Here is a 20,287-nt window from a genome sequence, read left to right on the forward strand (position 1 = left end):
GCGGGTACCGTGTGGAGCCAAGTGATGACAGAGCGAGGGCGTGACGATGGTTGAGCTGAAAACACCGGCAGAGATCGAGGCGATGCGCGCGGCCGGACGGGTCGTCGGCAACGCCCTGGCCGCCGTGAAGAAACACGCCGCGGTCGGAGTGTCACTGCGCGAGCTCGACGAGGTGGCGCGCGAGGTGCTCCGCGCGGCCGGTGCCGTCTCGTTGTTCGAGGGCTACCAGCCGGGGTTCGCGACCAGCCCGTTCTCCGGCGTCATCTGTACGTCGGTCAACGACGCGGTCCTGCACGGTCTCCCGTCCGACCTCAAGCTCGCCGACGGCGACCTGCTGAACGTCGACTGCGGCGCCTCGGTCGACGGCTGGTGCGGTGACGCGGCAACCAGTTTCTGCGTCGGTACGCCGCGCCCCGAGGACGTGGCACTCATCGAGATCACCGAGCGAGCCCTGGCCGCCGGCATCGCCGCCGCCCTGCCCGGCAGCCGCCTCGGCGACGTCGGCGCCGCGATCGGCCGGATCGGCAAGGAAGCCGGCGTCGGCACCAACCTCGACTTCGGCGGCCACGGCATCGGCCGCCGCATGCACGAAGAACCCCACGTCCCCAACGGCGGCCGCCCCGGCCGCGGCTTCAAACTCCAGGTCGGCCACACCTTCGCCATCGAACCCTGGTTCTGGTCCGGCCCCGGCAGCACCTACGTCATCGACCCCGACGGCTGGACCCTCCGCTCCGCCGACGGCACCCGAGGCGTCCACGCCGAACACACCATTGCCATCACCCCCACCGGCCCAGAAATCCTCACCCTCCCCTAGCTCCTTAGAAGAGGGTGTCTTGGGGTTGGGGAGTTGGTGGGTGGTGCTGCTTGCGGGGGCCGCGGAAGCGGGGGTGGGTGGTGGCTGGTTCGCCCCAGCCGGAGTCGGAAGTGGGGCCGGCGGCGTTGACCACGCCGAAGGTGTTGGCGCTGGAGCGGTGGCGGGAATGTCTGCCGAAGCCGTGTTTGTCGAGGAGGGGACGGACCTTCTGCTCGAAAGCCGTGCGGTAGCTGGGGGCTGCGTTCGAACCGCGGGCGTAGAGCGATTCGTAGCGACCGACGAGGTCCGGGTGGTCGTGGGCCAGCCAGCCCATGAACCAGTCCTTCACGCCGGGCCGGAGGTGCAGCACCAGCGTGGTGACGCCGGTCGCGCCGGCTTCGGCGAGCTCGCCGAAGAGGGCGTCCAACTGGTCAGCCGAGTCGGTGAGCCAAGGCAAAACCGGGGCGACCATCACCCCGCACGGCAGACCCGCTTCACGCACCGCTCGGATCAGGTCGAGCCGACCACGCACAGACGGTACGCCGGGCTCCAGGCGGCGCCGCAGCTCCTCGTCGCCGAGCGCCAGCGAGATACCGATCCCGACCGGTACGTCGGCGGCCGCGGCCGCGAGCAGGTCGAGGTCACGGCGAAGCAGCGTCCCCTTGGTGAGCACCGACAGCGGCGTCCCGGAGGAGGCGAGTGCGTCGATGATCCCCGGCATCAGCCGGTACCGCCCCTCGGCCCGCTGATACGGATCCGTATTGGTGCCCAAGGCAACCTGTTCCCGGCCCCAGGACGGCCGGGCGAGCTCTCGGCGCAGCACCTCGGCCACGTTCGTCTTCACGACGATCTGCCGGTCGAAGTCCTGTCCCTGGTCGAGCTCGAGGTACTTGTGCGTCGGCCGGGCGAAGCAGTACCGGCACGCATGCGTACAGCCGCGATAGGGATTGATCGTCCAGTTGAACGGCATTCCCCCACCAGGCACCGAGTTCAGCGCCGACTTCGCGACCACCTCATGGAACGTGACCCCGCGAAACTCCGGTGTCGTCACCGACCGGACCAGGCCCGCGATCGACCCCAGCCCCGGCAACGCACCGGGAACCTCCGCGTCGAGTTGCTGACCGGCCCACCTCATAGAGCACAGTCGAACACATGTTCTAGTCAGAAGCAAATGCGGCCACGTTCCGCTCCGCCCACTCCCGGTACGTCGTCGCCGGCCGCCCGGTGAGCTCGGCCACCGTCGGCTCCGGCGTCATCGGATGCTCCACCATCATCCGGAACCCGTCCAGCAGCCACTGCGCAGTCTCGAGCCCAACCACCGGCATCAGCTGGTCCAAGTACTGCTGCGGAGTGAGCTCCTCGAACTTCAACTCCCGCCCCAGCGCCGCACCGATGCACTCGACCTCCTCAGGCTGCGTGATCGCGTCCGGCCCACTCATCACCAGCTTCCGCCCGGCGAACGACTCATCCAGCAACACCACCCGAGCCACCGCGGCAATGTCGCCGAGATCGATCGGCGTCTGCACAGCACCGGCGTACGGCGCTCGCACCACTCCCTCGGCCTTGATCATCGGCGCCCAGTCGAGCGTGTTGTTCATGAACTGCCCCGGCCGCAGGAAGGTCCACTCGAACCCCGACTTCTCGATCGCCTGCTCCAGCCGGTAGTAGTGCCAGCCCGACGGGTCCCCCTGCGCCTCATAGTCCGCAGGCTCTCCCGAGAGCGCGACAACCCGCCGTACGCCGGCCTCACGAGCACACCGCACGAATTCGTCGATGTACGCCGGCAGTGGCGCCAGATAGACCGTGTCGATCCCACTGAGTGCCGCAGGCAGCGACTCCGGCCGCCCGAGATACCCGTGAGCGACCTCCACACCCTCAGGCAGCGCAGCTCGCTCCGGTTTGTTCGTCAGCGCCCGCACGGGCGCACCGGCCGCCACCAGCTCGTCCACCAGGAGCCGCCCGACACTCGCGGTCGCACCGGTCACCAAAATCGTCATGCCCATCTCCTCACGCCGGATCAATTCTCGTAGGGTATACGAGAATTTGAATCAGCGCCTATGGTTACCTCTGTGACGGTCGATCGCACGCTCGCGCTGCTGTGGCGCAACCACCGTCCGCTCGCCCCGGCCGCCAAGGGCGCCGGGCGGCGTCCGTCGCTGGATGTGAACGAGGTGGTCGCCACCGGGATCCGGCTGGCCGACAGCGACGGTCTGGCAGCCGCATCCATGGGCCGGGTCGCCAAAGAGCTCGGCGTCGGCACCATGACGCTCTACACCTACGTCCCGTCGAAGGACGAGTTGCTGGAGCTCATGGTCGACCAGGTGCTCGGTGAGCGTGAGCTACCCGGCCCCGGCGAACCTCGTACCGGCGACTGGCGGGCACAGATCGAGCTCTACTCCGTTCAGACCCAGCTGATGTTCAGCCGGCACCCGTGGCTCTCGCAGGTCTCCCCGATCCGCCCACCGGCCGGACCGGGGTTGCTGGCAGGCCGCGAGTACCTGCTCTCCGTCGTGAGCACTCTGAACCTCACACCGCACGACACGAACACCGCAGCGCTCGCCATCTCGACGTACGTCGACTCTGCGGCGAGCCTGGCGGCGGAGAGCCAGCTGATCGAGCGGACGAGTGGTCAGAGCCATGACGCGTGGTGGATGGACCGCTCCGACCTGTGGGAGACGTACTTCGACGTCGAGCGGCACCCGGCGATGACAGCGATCTGGAACGCCGGCGGCTTCACCGCGGGACCCAACGAGGTCGCAGCCGAGTCGTACAGCTACGGCCTCAACCGCCTCCTCGACGGCATCGAGCTAAAGGTCCAGTGAGATCCAGGCCGGGTCATGGTCGGTACCGTCCCGTGCCAGCTTCTTCCGGCGGCCGATGAAGGCGCCCTTCAGCCGTGGCGCCAGCGCGGGCGACAACCAGATCTGATCGATCAGGTCGAACGACCGCGGCTGCCGCGCGCCCTTGAACGTAGAGGTCCACGCCGGACTCGCCGGGAGCTCCACCGTGGTCTTCACGGTACCGATCTCGGTCGGAGCGGTCAGCGCGTTCACCAAGCCGGACTGCGCGTACGCCGCCAGCGCAGGTGAGTCCGGAGTGTCGTTCATGTCGCCGCAGAGCAGGTACCGCTGCCGACTGCCCATCCGCGCGGCAATGATCCGCACGATGGTGTCCGCCTGCCGGGTGCGCAGCAGCTCGGCCTCCGCAGCCGCCTCCACCGGATTGGCAACTGTGAAGTCGACGAACTTGGACTTCAGGTGCGTGCCGAACACGGTCAGCACCTTGCGTCCACGGGAGTCCAAGATCTCCACCTCGACCAGGTCACGCGAGAAGATCGGCCGGTTCGGCACGTCCGGGTGGAACACGCGCTGGAAGCTCGTCACACCGCCGATCGGCCGCCGGGACAGGATCCCGATGTCGATGAACCGGGTGGCGTCGTTGCCGTCGATCACCATCACGTGCTGGTACGCGCCGTTCAGGTGCTCGCGGTTGAACTCCCGCAGCACGTCGACGTTCTCGACCTCCTGCACCACCCAGACGTCCACATCGGCGCCCAGCAGCCGTTCGGCGACCCGGTCGGTGTCCTCCGGCTTCTTGCTCACCAGCAGCTTCCCGTGACCGTCCAGCTGCAGCCGCCGGCGATGCTCGTCGTCGAACGTGTAGGTGGCCGGCACCGTGCTGGTGCCCTGTGCCAGCACGTCCAGCGCGCCGGTGAAGTTCCAGCGGTCGAACAGGTTGTTGAGATTGAAGGTCCCCACCGTCAGCGCCATCGCGTCCTCCCCAAGACTGTCTCTCAAAGTACGGCGAGAACTGCCCATTGGGTAGGTTGGCGGCGAACAAGGGGGTGTGGGGTGAGCGAGAACTTCCAGGTCGACCTCCAGGGCATCGTCGACCTGCTGAGCAACCATCTGTACAGCAGTCCGCGGGTGTACCTGCGCGAGCTGCTGCAGAACGCCGTGGACGCGATCACCGCGCGCCAGAGCGTCGAACCGGACGCGCCGCGGCGGATCGACGTACAGACGGCGGACGGAGTGCTGAGCATCGCGGACACCGGGATCGGCCTGCTGCCGGACCAGGTGCGTGAGCTGCTGGCCACCATCGGCCGCAGCTCCAAGCGGGACGAGATCGGGTTCGCCCGGTCGGAGTTCCTCGGCCAGTTCGGCATCGGCCTGCTGTCGGCGTTCATGGTCGCCGACGAGATCGAGGTCGTCACCCAGCCCGCCGGTGGCCCGGCCACGCACTGGGTCGGTACGGCGGACGGCCGCTACGCCCTCTCCGCCACAGCCGACCGCGCCGAGACCGGTACGACGGTGACGCTGAAGGCCCGGCGTGGTGCGGAGCAGTGGTACAAGCACGCGACTGTCGTCGAGCTGATCCGGCTGTTCGGTGCACTGCTGCCGATCGAGATCCGCGTCAACGGCGAGCAGGTGACCGACGGCAAGGCGCCGTGGGAGAACACCGGGGCGATGCAGCGGGCCGAGCTGGTCGGCTATGCGCAGGACAAGCTCGGGTTCACGCCGTTCGACGTGATCCATCTGAACAATCCGGGTGCCGGACTCACCGGCGTGGCCTTTGTGCTGCCGTTCGCCGCCAACCCGGCCGAGCGCGCGACGCATCGCGTGTACCTGAAGCGCATGCTGCTCGCGGAGAACGTCGAGGGTCTACTGCCGGACTGGGCCTTCTTCGTCCGCGCAGTCATCGACACCTCCGAGCTGCGGCCGACCGCCAGCCGAGAGGCGCTGTTCGACGACGGCACCCTGGAAGCCACTCGGGACGCGCTGGGAGACCAGCTGCGCGGCTGGCTGGTCCGCCTCGGCAACACCGACCCCGCGAAGCTGGACCGGTTCCTCAGCATCCACCAGCTCGGCGTGAAGGCGCTGGCGCTGCACGACGACGAGATGCTGCAGCTGGTCCATCGCTGGCTGCGCTTCGAGACCAACCACGGCCGGATGACCACTGCGGAGCTGCAGCAGCGCACCAACCAGATCCGCTACGTCACAACGGTCGAGGAGTTCCGCCAGCTCGCAGCGGTCGCGGCTGCGCAGCAGATCACGGTGGTGAACGGCGGCTACACCTACGACAGCGAGCTGCTGGCCCGGCTGCCGGAGGTGGTGCCCGAGCTGAGCACCAGCCGGTTCGACCCGACAGAACTGAGCACCAGCTTCGACAGTCTCGATCCCGACACCGAGCTGCGGCTGCGGCCGTTCGTCCAGCTGGCGCAGGACGCACTGGACCCAGTCGGCTGTGAGGTCGTGGTCCGGGCGTTCGAACCGGCCGGACTCCCTGCGCTCTACCTGGTCGACCGGTCCGCCCAGTTCGCCAGCGAGCTGCGCGCCACCAAGGACCGTGCCGACGCACTGTGGTCGCAGGTGCTCGGTGCACTCGACACTCAGGACGACAGCCGGCCCCAGCTCGTCCTGAACTACCGCAGCCCGCTCGTACGGCGGATGGCGTCGCTCAACGAAGGTGAGCTGACACAGCTGGCGGTGGAAGGGTTGTACGGGCACGCATTGATGCTCGGCTACCACCCGATCACGCCGGCCGACTCTGCTCTTGTGAACCGCTCTTTCCTCGGCCTGCTCGACCAGGCCGTTCCCACGCCGGAGGACCCGACGCCATGAACCCGGAACTCATCGACCTGCTCCAGCGCGCCGAGAGTGCGCCGTACGGGAAGGTTCGGTCCGCCCTGCTCGAAGACGTCGTACGGCGGGCAGATGCGGCCAGTGAGGCGGACCTGGCGTTCTACAGCCGGCTCCAGCTCGTCACGGCATACGTGATGGGTGGTGAGCCGCGGAAGTCGCTGGTGCCGTTCGCCCGGTGCGTGGCCGACTGGGACGCGGAGCCCGACAAGTATCGCGAGTACTCGCACCTGTTCCACTGGTGCTACAAGTACGCACCCAGCACGCTCACCAAGTTCCCCGAGGTTCCGCTGGACCGCGCGTACGCCGTACTGAACGACATGGAGCAACGGTGGCGGCTCAGCGGCCACAGCATGCACGCCGTGCACCAGCACCGCTGGCTGGTCGCGCACCACATCGGTGACGAGGCCGCCGCGGCTGAGCAGTTCCGCCTCTGGTCCACCGCGCCTCGCGACGACCTGTCCGACTGCGTCGGCTGCGACCCGACCTCGAAGGTGCACCACCTGACCTCGGTCGGCCGTACGGCGGACGCCGTCGCGCTGGCCGTGAACGTGCTGGACGGCCAGCTGACCTGTGCCGAGCAGCCGCAGCAGATGCTCACCGCGCTGCTGCCGGCTTATGTTGCCGAAGGCATGTACGACGAGGCTGTCGACGCACACCGCAAGGCCTACCGGCTACTGCGGAACCGTGTCGGTGAGCTGAGCGAGCACGCCGACCACGTCGAGTTCCTGGCCCGGACCGGTAACGAGCTCAAGGCTGTCGAGCTGATCGAGCGGCACGCCGCCGAGCTGGCCGACCCGCCCTCGCCGTACGCAGAGATGGTGTTCTCGGCAGCGGCGTCGCTCGCGCTGAGCCGAGTGGACCAAGACCTGCCGATCCGGCAGCCGCAGACTGACGCAGTGCCGGCCGGTGCTCTGGCCGAGCGCTATGCGGCGCGTGCGCTGGAGCTGGCCGCACAGTTCGACGAGCGGAACGGCACCAAGCACCGCAGCGAGCACATCCAGCGAGTGCTGACGGCGGAGCCGTGGGTGGAGTACCTGCCGCTGTCGGAGACCGCCCGGCGCGCCCAGCTGCGCAAGCAGGCCCAGACCGAGAAGGCCGAACAAACCGCCGAGCAGCCGACCGAGCGTCCAGCGGTCTCCGGCCGCGGCTGGCTCGACCGGGCCGAAGAGGACTGGCGCGACTTCGCCAGCGAGGACGCGGTCGCAGCCTGGCAGGCGTTCGAGCGTGAGGTGCCGGAGAGCGAATGGACGGTGCTCGACCGCGCCCGGGTGCTCGACGGCCGAGGCCTGGCCGGCAGCGACGACCCACAGGTCGCCCTGACCGCGTGGAGCGAAGCGCTGGAGCTGTATGACCAGCTCGGTGAGGAGGTCCGGGTGCTCCGGACCCGCGGCCGCATCGGCAGACTGCTGTGCGAGCAGGGGCAGGTCGAGGAGGGCCTGGCTACCGGCGAGGAGCCGATGCGCTGGTTGATCGCGAACGACGAGCCCGAGCGTCGCCCGGCCCAGCGGGACTCGCTGGCGATCATGTATGCCCAGGTCGGCCGGTTCGCCGAAGCCATCCAGGTGCTGACCGAGCCCGGGCCCGGCCACCAGCGGCCCGAGCACAAGGGAAGTACGGCCATCCTGCTGGCCAACCTGCTCCTGCAGGAGGGTCGTTTGGACGAGGCCGAAGCGGCGATCGCTGTCGCCTTCGACTCGCCGCACGATGCCCAGCGCTCGTTCGCCCATCACCTGCGCGGACGGGTCCGGCTGGAGCTGGAGCGCCCGGCGGAAGCGGCCGAGGACCTGATCGAGGCGGTCGCCCTGGCCACCGGCGTACCGGGTCTGGAGCCGCATCTGGCCTACACGCGGCTGATGCTGGCCCGTGCTTACCTGCTGTCCGGCCGGCCACTGGAGGCCGCGGAGTCGGCCGAAGAGTCCCTGTCGGTGCTTACCGATGACGCGCTGGCCGACGCCCGCGGCGTACTGATCGACGCCTACCGGATGCTCGGCGAGAACGAGGCCGCGCTGGCCAAGGTCCGTGAGCTGCTCGCCGACGTTTCCCCGGACGCGCACCCGGCCTGGCTGGCGACGCTGCGCCAGGACGAGGGCATCCTGCTCGAACAGCTCGACCGCGACGACGAGGCGGTCGACGTTTTCCTCGACGCGGCTCAGCACTTCGGTACTGCCGAGTCACCGCTCCAGCAGGCACAGGCGATCCGGCTGGCCGCGCAGTCGGCTCGCTACACCGGCGACCACGCCCGAGCACTCGAGTTGGTGACCTCAGCGCAACCGATTATCGATGCGCTGCCGTCTGCCGACCAGGAGGTCATTTTCCAGTCCGCCGGTGTGCATTGGGACCTGGCGCTCATCCACCTCCAGCAGGGCGACCAGACCAACGCTGTCGCTCACGCCGACGAGGCCGCCGACCTGTACGAGCGCGGCGGCTACGAGGACCAGTACCTGAACGCCCAGCTCCTACTGGCCGAACACGGCACCCAGGACGAGAAGGCCCTGACCGAGCTCTTCAACGAACTGCCCGCCAACACCGACCTCTGGTACCGCACCGGCTACCTCCTGGTCGACCGCCTCCGCAGCGTTGGCCAGCCGGACGCCGCTGCCGCACTGGAGACCCGCCTCAACAGCGAGTCCTGATCACCCGCGCCGGAACCAGCCCCGCCGCTTCTTCGGCTCCGGGGCCGGTTCCGGAGCCGCGTCGTCTTCCTCGGCCGGGTTCAGGACATCCTGAGCGAGGCCGGCCACATCCGGGTTGACGGCAGGTGTCGCAAGAACCAACCGGGCAACGGAATCGAGGATCGTCACCGGCCGCTGCTGTGCCGCCTCGAACAGCGCCATGAAGCGCCAGCCCACCAGCTCAGCCACGTCCTCCCGTACGGCGGGTTCCGCCCAGGCAGTGGCGATCAGAGCCAGCATCGCCGATTCGGTGACCCAGTCCTCCGGACCGTAGGCCAGATCGGCAAGCACCTTGCGGCGGGTGGAGTCCGGCCAGGACTCATCGGTCCGGTGATGCGCGATGCCCAGGCAGGCCCAGGTCTGCAACTGCCGGATCCACATCGGCCAGCTGGCGAGGTCGTCCGTCGGCGGCTGCACCGGATGCACCAGTACGCCGAGCAGGTCGTCGAGCGACGTGTCGGCCAGCAGCACAGCTCGGTCGTACGCCGCAGGCAGGTGCAGCCATTCCCAGTCGGCCAACCGGGCCACGGCCTGCGCACCCGCCTCCGACGGTGCTCCGACTGCGGGGCGCGCGGTGGTCCCGTCGTACGTCCAGACCGACACTTCGGGGTGGCGCACGGTTTTGCCGCTGAGCGATGCCGGCTGCCGTGGGTCGGGCGTCAGGACCTCGTTGAAGGTCACGTCGGATCCCGGAGCGATGCACTCGACGGAGAGCAGTGCACTCGGCGGTTCGATCGAAGAGACCGCTAGCGAGAGCTGCGGCCGCGCGTCCCCCGGCTGATGGTTGTCGAGGAACTGCGCGAGCACGTTGATCACCGCCTCGGTCGGCTGCGGGATCCCACCGAGCCAGAGCTGCCGGGAGCGGTCGATCAGCTCACCGTCCGCGTGCTGCGCCTCGTGGCTGTCCGGCTCCGCCGATCGACGCAGGTCCGCGATCGCCACCAGCTCGTCGACGTTGCCGTCGCGGCGGTAGCGCAGTCCGTGCCGCTCGACCAGCGAGCAGTCGTGGCCGGGGTCGATGGCGAGCGCCCGTTCGGCCCAGTCGATCGCCTCGTCCAGTCGGCCCGCCGAACCGAGCAGACCGGCGATATCGGCGTACAGGGAGACGTTCTTCGGGTCGAAGGTCAGTCCGTGCTGCAGCGCAGCCAGGGCCTCGTCTGTGCGGCCCTGCTCACGCAGGGCGTAGCCCAATGCGATGTCGGCCCGGTCACTGGGTTCTAGCTGCGCAGAACGCTCCGCTGCCGCCGCTGCCTCGCCGAACTCGCCACTGCGCCGCAGGTAGACCGAGGCTGCCCACCAGAGCCACGAAGACTCCGGATGCGCAGCCGTCATGTTCCGCGCCAGCGCCAGGTACGGCGCAAAAGCAGCCCGTACGTCGTCCTGCCGCAGCTCGGGCATCGCGCGGAACAAACGCGCGAACACGCTGACCAGGTCGTCCGGCTCAATCTTCGCCGGTGTGGCCGGGTCCAGCACCCACGGTGCGTCCGCCCACGGCATCGCGGGCTCATGGCCCTGCGCCGACACGAGCAGCTCCAGCGCAGCGGCGTACTGACCCTGGTAGGCCAGCGCATGCGCCCGGGCGACCGCCGTACCGATGTAGAGCTCGCCGTCGAGCGGCCACAGCTCCGGGCCGCCGTCCGGCCGGCTCACCAGCGCGCCCAGCACCTCATGGGCCTCCGGCAACGTCGGGAACGCACCCAGTGCGCTCGCGACGTGGTCGGCCGCGTGGTTCAGCTCGTTGTCGTCCAGTGCCAGCCTGGCCAGGCTGACTTCACCTTCCGCGGTCAGCCGCGGATCTCCCACCCCATCGTTCACCCGGTCAGTATGGCGAGCCGGGGGTCACTCCCACTCGATGGTGCCCGGCGGCTTGCTGGTGATGTCGACGGTGACGCGGTTGATCTCGTCGACCTCGTTGGTGATCCGGGTGGAGATCCGCTCGAGCACCTCGTACGGCAGCCGCGCCCAGTCGGCGGTCATGGCGTCCTCGCTGGTGACGGGACGCAGTACGACGGGGTGGCCGTAGGTGCGGCCGTCGCCCTGGACGCCGACCGAACGCACGTCGGCGAGCAGCACGACCGGGAACTGCCAGATGTCGCGGTCGAGGCCGGCCGCGGTCAGCTCGGTCCGGGCGATCAGGTCGGCGGCGCGGAGGATGTCCAGGCGCTCGCGGGTGACCTCACCGATGATCCGGATGCTCAGGCCCGGGCCCGGGAACGGGTGCCGGTAGACCAGCGTCTCGGGCAGGCCGAGCGCGATACCGAGCTCACGGACCTCGTCCTTGAACAGCGTGCGCAGCGGCTCGATCAGGCTGAACTGCAGGTCGTCGGGCAATCCGCCGACGTTGTGGTGCGACTTGATGTTCGACGTCCCGGCACCGCCACCGGACTCGACGACGTCCGGGTAGAGCGTGCCCTGCACCAGGAACTCGATGTGCCGGTCCGCGTCGAGCTTGCGAGCGGTCGCCTCGAAGGTGCGGATGAACTCGCGACCCACGATCTTCCGCTTCTGCTCCGGGTCCGTCACCCCGGCCAGGGCGCCGAGGAACTGGTCCTCCGCGTCCACGACCTCGAGCCGCGTCCCGGTGGCTGCGACGAAGTCCTTCTCGATCTGGTCGGACTCACCGGCACGCTGCAGACCATGGTCGACGTACACACAGGTGAGCTGGTCGCCGATGGCCTTGCTGACCAGTGCGGCAGCCACTGCGGAGTCCACACCGCCGGACAGCGCGCACAGCACCTGCTTGTCACCGACCTGCTGGCGGATGAGCTCCACCTGCTCGTCAACGACGTTGGTGGTGGTCCAGTCGCCGACACAACCGGCGATGTCGTAGAGGAAGTGCTCCAGCACGGCCTGTCCGGCCTGCGAGTGCAGCACCTCCGGGTGCCACTGCACACCGGCCAGCTGCCGGTCCACGTCCTCGAACGCTGCCACCGGCGCACCCTCGGACGCAGCCAGTACGGCGAACCCGGCCGGCGGCGCGTGCACCGCGTCACCATGGGACATCCACACGTTCAGGTCTTCCGGAATGCCGGCCAGCAGAGTGCCGGACGAGCTCACCGTCACCGGCGTCCGCCCGAACTCACGCAACCCGGTACGGCGAACCTCGCCGCCGAGCGTCTGCGCCATCGCCTGGAACCCGTAGCAGATCCCGAACGCCGCGACACCGGAGTCGAACAGCGCGGAGTCCACCCGCGGCGCGCCCTCGGCGTACACCGACTGCGGACCGCCGGACAGGATGATCGCCTTAGGCTGCCGTGCCAGCATCTCCTCGACCGGCATCGAGTGCGGCACGATCTCGGAGTACACCTTCGCCTCGCGCACCCGCCGCGCGATCAGCTGCGCGTACTGCGCTCCGAAGTCGACAACCAGGACCAACTCATGCTCCGCCACCGTCAAAGCGTATCGGTGCAGGTCAGCGAGGCTGTAATCCGCAGCCGCTTCGGGGCCCGGAACGAGAGCAGATCGATCATCGGCGGCTCCTCGACGAGCTGTGCGCCGGACAGCAGCTCCCCCGCAGTCTCCAGCGCCACTCGAGTCTCCAGGCGGGCCAGACCGGCGCCCAGGCACCGGTGGATCCCCACCCCGAAGGCCAGATCCGCCGGACCGCCATGTCCGCTGAGCCCGAGCAGTACCTCCGCACCGGCTGGCAACTTCACGTCACCAACAGCCACGGCCGACGAAGTCACCCGGCGCCAGGTCGGCACCGACGACGCCTCAGCCAGCACCTCCTCCACCGACGCAGGCGTACCCGTCAGCACCCGATGGAAGGCTGCTGAGATCAGCTGGGTGGTCGTCTCCTGCCCTGCGATCAGCAGGAAGTAGCCAACCGCGCACGCCTCTTCGTCGGAGAGCCCTAGCTCCACCAGGACGCCGAAGAGGTCGTTGCCACCGGTCTCCCGAGCCTCGACAGTCCGTGCTCGTAGCCAGCTGTAGAACTCCGCTGCGCTGTGCGACAGCTCCAGTTGCCGGTCAGTGTCCGGCCAACCCCAGAACAGTTCCAGTGAATCCAGGCTCCAGGCTTTGAGCTCAGCTACCGGCACGTCGCGCAGGCCCAGCAGATGCAGCAGCACCAGTGCGGGTGGCTCGGCGGCAACAGCCTGAACCAGATCGACCGTCTCTCCCGCCGCGAGTTGTGCAGTGACAGCTGCGACCCGCTCAGTCAGCAGCGAGCGAGTCAATGGTTCGACCGCAGCGACCCGCGCTGGGCTGAAGAAACGCGCCACCGCGGCCCGGATCCCGCGGTGCGACTCACCAGCGTTGTTCGCCAGCGTAGGCGGCAGGGCGAACCCCACAGCCGACAGCACTCGCAACGCCTTCACCGACAACGGCGTGTGAGCCAGTACGGCGTTGTCCGGCCGAAACGTGGCCGGGTCCAGCAGCACGGCGCGAACCTGCGCCGGATCGTCGACCACCCAGTACCCGAGCTCAGCGTCGTACCGGGCTGGGCAGCCGGTCACGCGAACCAGCCGGGCACAGCCTTCGTGAACGTGTCCTGGTCGTAGTCACCGGCGCCGGCCGGGATGCGGGCGAGCACCTTGAGGCCGGTGGTGGCCGGGAGGTCTTCGAGGTTGCACTGCTCGGCCAGACCGGGCTCTTCCGGCCAGGAACCGATGATCAGGCCTTCGACCGGCAGACCGCGGGCGCGGAGCGCTTCGACGGTGAGGCCGGTGTGGTTGAGGGTGCCGAGGCCGGCCCGCGTCACGACGACGAAGGTGTACGGCTTGGTGAGTGCCTTCGCCAGGTCGATCAGCGTGCCGCCGTCGGCGTCGAGGCCGACGAGCAGTCCCCCGGCGCCCTCGATCACGACGTTCTCGTGGGTGGCGGCGAGGCCGTCGACCGACTTGGCGTGGATCTCGGCCGTCGGCAGCGGTACGCCCTGCCGGCGGGCGGCGGTGGTCGGGGCGAGCGGGTCGCGGAGGCGGACACCCTCGTAGAGGGTGGTGATCCCGGTCAGGCGGTTGACGTCGTCGAGGTCGGCGGGGTCGTCGGGGCCGACGCCGGTCTGGGCCGGCTTCACCACGGCGACCTTGCCGTGAACGGCAGCCCGGACGGCGAGGGCAGCGGTGGCGACGGTCTTGCCGACGCCGGTGTCGGTACCGGTGACGATGGTGATCATGAAACCTCGCTGATGGCTTGACTGATAACGGCGCAGGCCCTGGCCAGCTCGTCGTCGGACAGACCGGCGTGGGCGGTCAGCCGCAGCCGGCTGATGCCGTCCGGAACCGACGGCGGCCGGAAACTGCCAACCAGTACGCCATTGTCCCGGCACAGCTCCGCTGCCCGGACAGTCTCTCGCGGACCGGGCATCTGCACCGAAACGACCGCCCCCGCGGCCGCTGGGACACCGCAGGCCGCAGCCAACTGGGCAGCGGCGGAGTGAATCGCCGCCGCGCGCTCCGGCTCGGCTTCGAGCACCTGCAGTGCTGCCAGCGCAGCGGCACACGCAGCCGGCGTAAGAGCCGTGTCGTAGATGAACGGTCGAGACCGGTTGATCAGATGCGCACGCAGCACCTCAGGCCCCAGTACGACGCCTCCCTGCGACGCGAGCGCCTTGGACAGCGTCATGGTGACGATCACGTGATCCAAACCGGCCAGCCCGGCCGCATGCACCGACCCACGGCCGCCACCGGTCACACCAAGGCCATGCGCCTCATCCACCAGCAGTACGGCGTTGTGCTCCGCCGCGACCTCGGCCAGCGACACGAGTGGCGCCTCGTCGCTCAGCACGCTGAAGACGGACTCGGTCATCACCAACGCGTGCGGTTCGTTGCGCTCAGCAAGCACCTTGGTGACGGCGTCAACGTCGTTGTGCGGAACGACTTCCACCCGCGAACGAGCCAGCCGGCTCGCATCGATCAGCGACGCATGGACGTGTTCGTCAGAGACCAACAGCGTGCCCGGACCACCCAGTGCGGTCACGACGCCCAGATTCGCCAGATAGCCCGACGAGAACACCAGTCCGGCGGCCTGACCGGCGTACGAGGCCAGTGCTGACTCCAGTTCCTCGTGCAGAGTCGTCGTACCGGTGACGAGGCGGGAGGCGGTCGCGCCGGTCCCCCAGCGGCACACCGCGTCAGCGGCGGCTTCGATCACGCGAGAATCCCGGGCCAGGCCCAGATAGTCGTTGCCTGCAAGATCGATCAGGTCGTCACCCGCAGCTCGGGGACGGAGCCGCCGGGTCAACCCACGAGACTCCAACGCCGCAGCCTTCGGGGCCAGCCACTCCGCCAGCATCAGCCGACCTCTCGCACCGCATCGGTGATGGCGGAGGCGATAGTGGCGATCTCCTCGTCCGTGCACACGTACGGCGGCATCGTGTAGACGAGGTCGCGGAACGGACGCACCCACACCCCACGACGCAGTACGGCGTCTGTCATCCGCACCATGTCGACCGGACCGGCCAACTGGACCACGCCGACCGCACCAAGCACCCGAACGTCCTTCACGCCAGGCAAGTCCACAGCTGGAGCCAGTCCGGCCGTCAACCCGGCAGATATCGCAGCTATCCGCGCAGCCCAGTCCTGAGTCAGCAGCAGGTCGATCGAGGCGAGGGCGACCGAGCAGGCGAGCGGATTGGCCATGAACGTCGGCCCATGCATCAGTGCACCACCGGGCCCGGTGGAGACGGTCTGCGCGACCTCCGCCGTGCAGAGCATCGCTGCCAGCGAAAGGTAGCCACCGGTCAGCGCCTTGCCGGTACACAGGATGTCCGGCTCGATACCGGCGTGCTCAGAAGCCCAGAGCGTTCCGGTGCGGCCGAAGCCGGTGGCGATCTCGTCGAGAATCAGCAGGAACCCGTACTGATCGGCCAGCGAGCGCAGGACGCGCAGACAGGCCGGACTGTACGGATACATGCCGCCGGCACCTTGCAGGATCGGCTCGACAACCACAGCTGCAATCTCAGAAGCGTGCTGCTCAGCCACTGCAGCCATGGCAGCAGCCCACGCTTGAAGCTCCGGATCGTCAGCAGGGCGGTCGAAACCGGCCGGTGGCTGCCGTCCGAACACCTGCTCCTGCAGTGCGCCCGTGAACAGCGAGTGCATCCCGTTAACCGGGTCGCAGACACTCATCGGCGCGAAGGTGTCGCCGTGGTACCCGCCGCGCACGGTCAGCATCCGCGTCCGCCCGGCGTACCCCCGCGCGACCTGGTACTGCAGCGCGAGCTTGATGGCGACCTCGATCGACACCGACCCGGAGTCGCAGAAGAAGACGTGCTCGAGCGGCGCCGGAGTGATCTCCACCAGCCGCTCGGCCAACCGGATCGCCGGCTCATGGGTCAGCCCACCGAACATGACGTGGCTGAAGTCGTCGACCTGATCCTTCACAGCGGCGTCCAGCACCGGGTGCCGGTAGCCGTGGATCATGCACCACCACGACGCCATGGCGTCGATCGCCTCAACTGTCTGACCGCTGCCGTCGTCCAGTGTCAGCCGCACACCGGACGCACCGCGGACCAGCCGTACCGGCGCCGGTGCGCTCAGTGACGAGTATGGATGCCAGAGAAGCCGCGCGTCCTGCTTCTGCCAGAGGTCCACGTGCCCCACGCTAACTCCCGATCGTCCCGTGAACGGAGCAGCGGGCGCTCCAGCCCATCGGGTGCACCTGTACGACCATCCGCCGGCGGCAATCGGCGCAGTACCGCGGCGGCTCCATCAGCAACGACCGGCGGCAGTCCTCATGACTGCCGTCGGTCTCAGAGCGTCCACAGTGGCTGCAGAACCTCATAGCGTCTTCTGCAGCTCCTTGACCGGCATCTTGAGCTCGGCCAGCAGATCGAGGTCGGCGGTCGCCGGACGGCCCAGAGTGGTCAGGTAGTTGCCGACGATCACGGCGTTGATTCCGCCGAGCAGTCCGTCGCGGGTTCCGAGGTCACCAAGGGTCAGCTCGCGGCCACCGGCGTACCGGAGCACTGTGCGCGGCATGGCGAGCCGGAACGCGGCAATGGTGCGCAGTGCGTCCTTGCCGTCCATCACCTCCATGTCACCGAACGGTGTGCCCGGCCGGGGGTTCAGGAAGTTCAGCGGGACCTCGTGCGGCTCCAGCTCGGCCAGCTGCGCGGCCAGCTCGGCGCGCTGCTCCAGGGACTCCCCCATGCCGACCAGCCCGCCGCAGCACAGCTCCATGCCGGACTCGCGCACCATCACGCAGGTCTCCCAGCGCTCCTCGAAGGAGTGCGTGGTGACGACGTCCGGGAAGTAGGAGCGCGCCGACTCCAGGTTGTGGTTGTAGCGGTGCACCCCCATCGCCTTCAGCTCGTCGACCTGCTCCTGGGTCAGCATGCCGAGCGAGCAGGCGATGTTGATGTCGACCGCAGCGTTGATCGCCTCGATACCGGCCTTCACCTGCGACATCAGCCGAGCATCCGGGCCACGGACGGCCGCGACGATGCAGAACTCGGTCGCACCGGTCGCCGCTGTCTCCTGCGCCGCCTTGACCAGCTCCGGGATGTTCAGCCAGACCGCGCGCACCGGTGACGTGAACTGACCGGACTGCGAGCAGAAGTGACAGTCCTCCGGACACCCGCCGGTCTTCAGCGAGATGATCCCCTCGACCTCGATCTCCTCGCCGCACCACTTCACCCGGACCTCGTGCGCGAGCGCCAGCAGCTCCGGCAACCGGTCGTCCGGCGTCTGGAGCACCTCGACGAGCTGCTCCTGGCGCAGGCCGATGCCCTGCTCCAGCACCTGCTCACGCGCCACGTCCACGATGTCGCCCATGGTTCTCCTGCCTGATCCGGACCGGGGGTCGGCTCACAAGGGTGTGGCCGGTGCTTCCGCGCCGTAGCGAGCAAGTGCTCGGTGCGGTAGCTCGGCGTGCTGGGGCGGAGGCCTCGATGCTTTTCCATCGTGGCCTTTGCACCAGTGCGGCGAGGTGCCGTGCCGAGTGCTGCGCAGTAGGCGCGGGAGCACCGGCCACACCCTAGGGCAGGCCGGTACGGCGGGGCTGCGGTCCGCGTCACGTCAAGCGGTTGAGGGCGCAGCAACTCTGAGCGACCTTCGCAAGGGGCCGCAGAAAGTTTTTGGGTTTTTCTTCGGAACCTCGTAACCCCCTGTAGAGGGGCTCGTTGATGTGAACAGAGGCGGTTACCGCAAGGAAGACCGCCACCCGGTAACAAAGAGCAACGAGTGGCCGATCATTACAGACGGCACGCAGAGTGATAACAACCACTCCGCAAGGCTCGAAACTCCTGGAATCGGATGTAAGGTAGTTACCAAGAGCTCGGGTCGCCAGCCATGGTTGGTGACCCGATCCCAAGCGCCGGGCGCCTCACCCCGGCTTGAGTGAGCCCCTCGGGAAACGATTTGGGCGGAAACGTTCCCGAGGGGCTCGCTCCCTTTTCCGCCACCTTTCTGGTGCAGAACCTCATCCCTTCTCAGGGCTGAGGTTCTTTCATTTCCTCGGGGTTCTCCGCGGTGCCGTGAATTACGCCGATGCAAGATCAGGAATGCGTTACGGCTTCGTCACAGGCTGCTTTGTCGTGATCTGCACGATCGGCAACCGGAGTGCGCCGGGCGCTTCCGCGGGCACGACCGGAGCCTCCGGCGCGACCGGCTGCAGCCGCTCGTAGGGCTTGCCGACGGCCGGCCGCGGGTCCGCCGTCCCCTTGTTCGGCCAGAACGACAGCGCCCGCTCGGCCTGCGCGGTGATCGTCAGCGACGGGTTCACCCCGAGATTCGCCGAGATCGCCGATCCGTCCATGATGTGCAGCCCGTCGTACCCGTAGACGCGGTGGTACGGGTCGACCACGCCGGTGGCCGCGGAGTCGCCGATCGCGCAGCCGCCGATGAAGTGCGCGGTCATCGGCACGTTGAACGGCTCGCCGATGGTTCCACCCGGCGTCCCCTTCATGATCCGAGCCATCCGGCGGATCACCTCGTTGGCGACCGGGATCCAGGTCGGGTTCGGAGCGCCGTGGCCCTGGCGCGAGGAGAGCCGCCAGCGACCGAACCGGTCCCGCTTGCCGAACGTGGAGATCGAGTTGTCCGCGGTTTGCATCACCAGCGCGATCACGACCCGCTCCGACCAGTGCCGCAGGTCGTACAGGCGGTGCAGGTTCCGCCACTCCACCCGTATCTCGCGCAGCCAGGTCCGCCAGCGCGGCCGGTCGCCGTCGCCGTCGGTGAGGACGGTCTGCAGCAGCGACATCGCGTTGCTGCCGCGGCCGTAGCGGACCGGCTCGATGTGGGTGATCTCGTCGGGGTGGAACGAGGAGGTGATCGCCACCCCGCGGCTGTAGTCGACACTGCGATCGGAAGAGATCGCACCCAGCAACGACTCGGAGTTGGTCCGGGTCAGCACGCCGAGCCGGGTCGACAGTCGCGGCAGCTTGTTCTCGTCCCGCAGTCGGTGCAGGAGCTTCGCCGTACCGAGGGCTGAGGCCGCGAAGATCACCTGCTGCGCGGTGAACCGCCGGACGCTCTTCCGGTCCGCGGTCCCACGGGTGTCCACGGCGTACCCGCCGTCGGCCAACGGCTCGACCGACGTCACCGTGGTCAGCGGATAGACCTGCGCCCCGGCCTTCTCAGCCAGGTAGAGGTAGTTCTTGGTCAGGGTGTTCTTCGCGTTGTGCCGGCAGCCGGTCATGCACTCGCCACAGTCGATACACCCCGTACGGCGAGGGCCCGCGCCGCCGAAGTACGGGTCGTCGACCTCGACACCGGGTGAGCCGAAGAAGACCCCGACCGGGGTCGGGTGGAAGGTGTCGCCGACCCCCATGTCGTCGGCAACCTGCTTCATCACCTCGTCGGCCGGAGTGAAACCGGGATAGGTCGCGACGCCGAGCATCCGCTTCGCCTGGTCGTAGTACGGCGCGAGCTCGGACTTCCAGTCGGTGATGTGTGCCCACTGGCGGTCGGAGTAGAACGCGTCGAGCGGCTCGTAGAGCGTGTTCGCGTAGACGAGGCTGCCGCCGCCGACTCCGGCGCCGGACAGGATGATCACGTCCTTGAGCGCGGAGATCCGCTGGATGCCGTAGCAACCGAGCCGCGGCGCGAACAGGAACCGCTTCTTGTCCCAGGAATTCTTCGCGAACCCTGCATCCTCGAACCGGGCCCCGGCCTCGAGCACGCCGACCTTGTAGCCCTTCTCCGTCAGCCGGAGCGCACTGACGGACCCGCCGAACCCGGACCCGATGACAAGCACGTCATAGTCGAAGGACATGTGCACTCCCAGCTAGAAGA

General features: G+C 68.5%; 15 protein-coding genes. 4 read left to right on the forward strand and 11 right to left on the reverse strand.

Features of this window, described 5'->3' with window-relative positions:
* Positions 1–46: 46 nt before the first annotated feature.
* Complete coding sequence (gene map, locus ABZS29_RS04720; protein ID WP_355458578.1) at positions 47–814, forward strand: type I methionyl aminopeptidase; 768 nt, start codon at positions 47–49, stop codon at positions 812–814.
* 4 nt (positions 815–818) lie between these two features.
* Here the strand turns inward: map and ABZS29_RS04725 are convergent, their stop codons facing one another.
* Entirely contained in the window at positions 819–1,928 is a 1,110-nt protein-coding gene (locus tag ABZS29_RS04725; protein ID WP_355458580.1) for an Rv2578c family radical SAM protein, read from the reverse strand.
* 22 nt (positions 1,929–1,950) lie between these two features.
* Complete coding sequence (locus tag ABZS29_RS04730) at positions 1,951–2,790, reverse strand: NAD(P)H-binding protein (RefSeq protein ID WP_355458582.1); 840 nt, start codon at positions 2,788–2,790, stop codon at positions 1,951–1,953.
* A 72-nt stretch (positions 2,791–2,862) separates the two neighbouring features.
* On the opposite strand from ABZS29_RS04730, the gene ABZS29_RS04735 reads away from it, so the two are divergent.
* Complete coding sequence (locus tag ABZS29_RS04735) at positions 2,863–3,615, forward strand: TetR/AcrR family transcriptional regulator (protein WP_355458583.1); 753 nt, start codon at positions 2,863–2,865, stop codon at positions 3,613–3,615.
* Here ABZS29_RS04735 and ABZS29_RS04740 read toward each other — a convergent pair.
* Entirely contained in the window at positions 3,601–4,563 is a 963-nt protein-coding gene (locus tag ABZS29_RS04740) for an endonuclease/exonuclease/phosphatase family protein (protein WP_355458584.1), read from the reverse strand. The two genes, ABZS29_RS04735 and ABZS29_RS04740, sit on opposite strands and share 15 nt — an antisense overlap.
* An 81-nt stretch (positions 4,564–4,644) precedes the next feature.
* Between ABZS29_RS04740 and ABZS29_RS04745 the strand changes: the two genes are divergently transcribed.
* Positions 4,645–6,414 (forward strand): HSP90 family protein, encoded by a 1,770-nt coding sequence (locus ABZS29_RS04745; protein ID WP_355458586.1) that lies wholly within the window; start codon positions 4,645–4,647, stop codon positions 6,412–6,414.
* Positions 6,411–9,068 (forward strand): tetratricopeptide repeat protein, encoded by a 2,658-nt coding sequence (locus tag ABZS29_RS04750; protein ID WP_355458587.1) that lies wholly within the window; start codon positions 6,411–6,413, stop codon positions 9,066–9,068. Before ABZS29_RS04745 ends, ABZS29_RS04750 begins: the two co-directional genes overlap by 4 nt.
* On the opposite strand, the gene ABZS29_RS04755 is transcribed toward ABZS29_RS04750, so the two are convergent.
* The 8 genes from ABZS29_RS04755 to ABZS29_RS04790 form a co-directional block, all read right to left on the reverse strand.
* The gene (locus ABZS29_RS04755) at positions 9,069–10,922 is read right to left on the reverse strand and encodes a tetratricopeptide repeat protein (RefSeq protein WP_355458589.1); all 1,854 of its coding nucleotides are present in this window, start codon (positions 10,920–10,922) and stop codon (positions 9,069–9,071) included.
* A 24-nt stretch (positions 10,923–10,946) separates the two neighbouring features.
* Positions 10,947–12,497 carry a glutamine-hydrolyzing GMP synthase gene (gene guaA / locus ABZS29_RS04760; RefSeq protein WP_355458591.1) on the reverse strand — a complete coding sequence of 517 codons (1,551 nt, stop codon included), beginning with the start codon at positions 12,495–12,497 and terminating at the stop codon, positions 10,947–10,949.
* Positions 12,498–12,499: 2 nt separating this feature from the next.
* Positions 12,500–13,564 (reverse strand): hypothetical protein, encoded by a 1,065-nt coding sequence (locus ABZS29_RS04765; RefSeq protein WP_355458593.1) that lies wholly within the window; start codon positions 13,562–13,564, stop codon positions 12,500–12,502.
* Positions 13,561–14,223 carry a dethiobiotin synthase gene (gene bioD / locus ABZS29_RS04770; RefSeq protein ID WP_355458595.1) on the reverse strand — a complete coding sequence of 221 codons (663 nt, stop codon included), beginning with the start codon at positions 14,221–14,223 and terminating at the stop codon, positions 13,561–13,563. The genes ABZS29_RS04765 and bioD overlap by 4 nt, the downstream gene beginning before the upstream one ends.
* On the reverse strand, positions 14,220–15,341 hold the full coding sequence (locus ABZS29_RS04775; protein ID WP_355458597.1) for an 8-amino-7-oxononanoate synthase: 1,122 nt from the start codon (positions 15,339–15,341) through the stop codon (positions 14,220–14,222). Before ABZS29_RS04775 ends, bioD begins: the two co-directional genes overlap by 4 nt.
* A complete protein-coding gene (locus tag ABZS29_RS04780) occupies positions 15,341–16,642 on the reverse strand; it encodes an adenosylmethionine--8-amino-7-oxononanoate transaminase (RefSeq protein ID WP_355458599.1) in 1,302 nt (433 codons plus the stop codon). Before ABZS29_RS04780 ends, ABZS29_RS04775 begins: the two co-directional genes overlap by 1 nt.
* 186 nt (positions 16,643–16,828) lie before the next feature.
* Complete coding sequence (bioB, locus tag ABZS29_RS04785) at positions 16,829–17,824, reverse strand: biotin synthase BioB (RefSeq protein ID WP_355458600.1); 996 nt, start codon at positions 17,822–17,824, stop codon at positions 16,829–16,831.
* 733 nt (positions 17,825–18,557) lie between these two features.
* Positions 18,558–20,267, reverse strand: a complete 1,710-nt coding sequence (locus ABZS29_RS04790) for a GMC family oxidoreductase (protein ID WP_355458602.1) — start codon at positions 20,265–20,267, stop codon at positions 18,558–18,560.
* Positions 20,268–20,287 lie beyond the last annotated feature (20 nt).

This window comes from Kribbella sp. NPDC005582 (assembly GCF_040605415.1).
In the GTDB taxonomy this organism is placed as follows: Bacteria; Actinomycetota; Actinomycetes; order Propionibacteriales; family Kribbellaceae; genus Kribbella.

Bases quoted from the DNA above. Each gene is read 5' to 3' on its own strand.
- map (WP_355458578.1), top strand. From the start codon at position 47: ATGGTTGAGCTGAAAACACCGGCAGAGATCGAGGCGATGCGCGCGGCC.
- ABZS29_RS04725 (WP_355458580.1), bottom strand. From the start codon at position 1,928: ATGAGGTGGGCCGGTCAGCAACTCGACGCGGAGGTTCCCGGTGCGTTG.
- ABZS29_RS04730 (WP_355458582.1), bottom strand. From the start codon at position 2,790: ATGACGATTTTGGTGACCGGTGCGACCGCGAGTGTCGGGCGGCTCCTG.
- ABZS29_RS04740 (WP_355458584.1), bottom strand. From the start codon at position 4,563: ATGGCGCTGACGGTGGGGACCTTCAATCTCAACAACCTGTTCGACCGC.
- ABZS29_RS04750 (WP_355458587.1), top strand. From the start codon at position 6,411: ATGAACCCGGAACTCATCGACCTGCTCCAGCGCGCCGAGAGTGCGCCG.
- bioD (WP_355458595.1), bottom strand. From the start codon at position 14,223: ATGATCACCATCGTCACCGGTACCGACACCGGCGTCGGCAAGACCGTC.
- ABZS29_RS04775 (WP_355458597.1), bottom strand. From the start codon at position 15,341: ATGCTGGCGGAGTGGCTGGCCCCGAAGGCTGCGGCGTTGGAGTCTCGT.
- bioB (WP_355458600.1), bottom strand. From the start codon at position 17,824: ATGGGCGACATCGTGGACGTGGCGCGTGAGCAGGTGCTGGAGCAGGGC.
- ABZS29_RS04790 (WP_355458602.1), bottom strand. From the start codon at position 20,267: ATGTCCTTCGACTATGACGTGCTTGTCATCGGGTCCGGGTTCGGCGGG.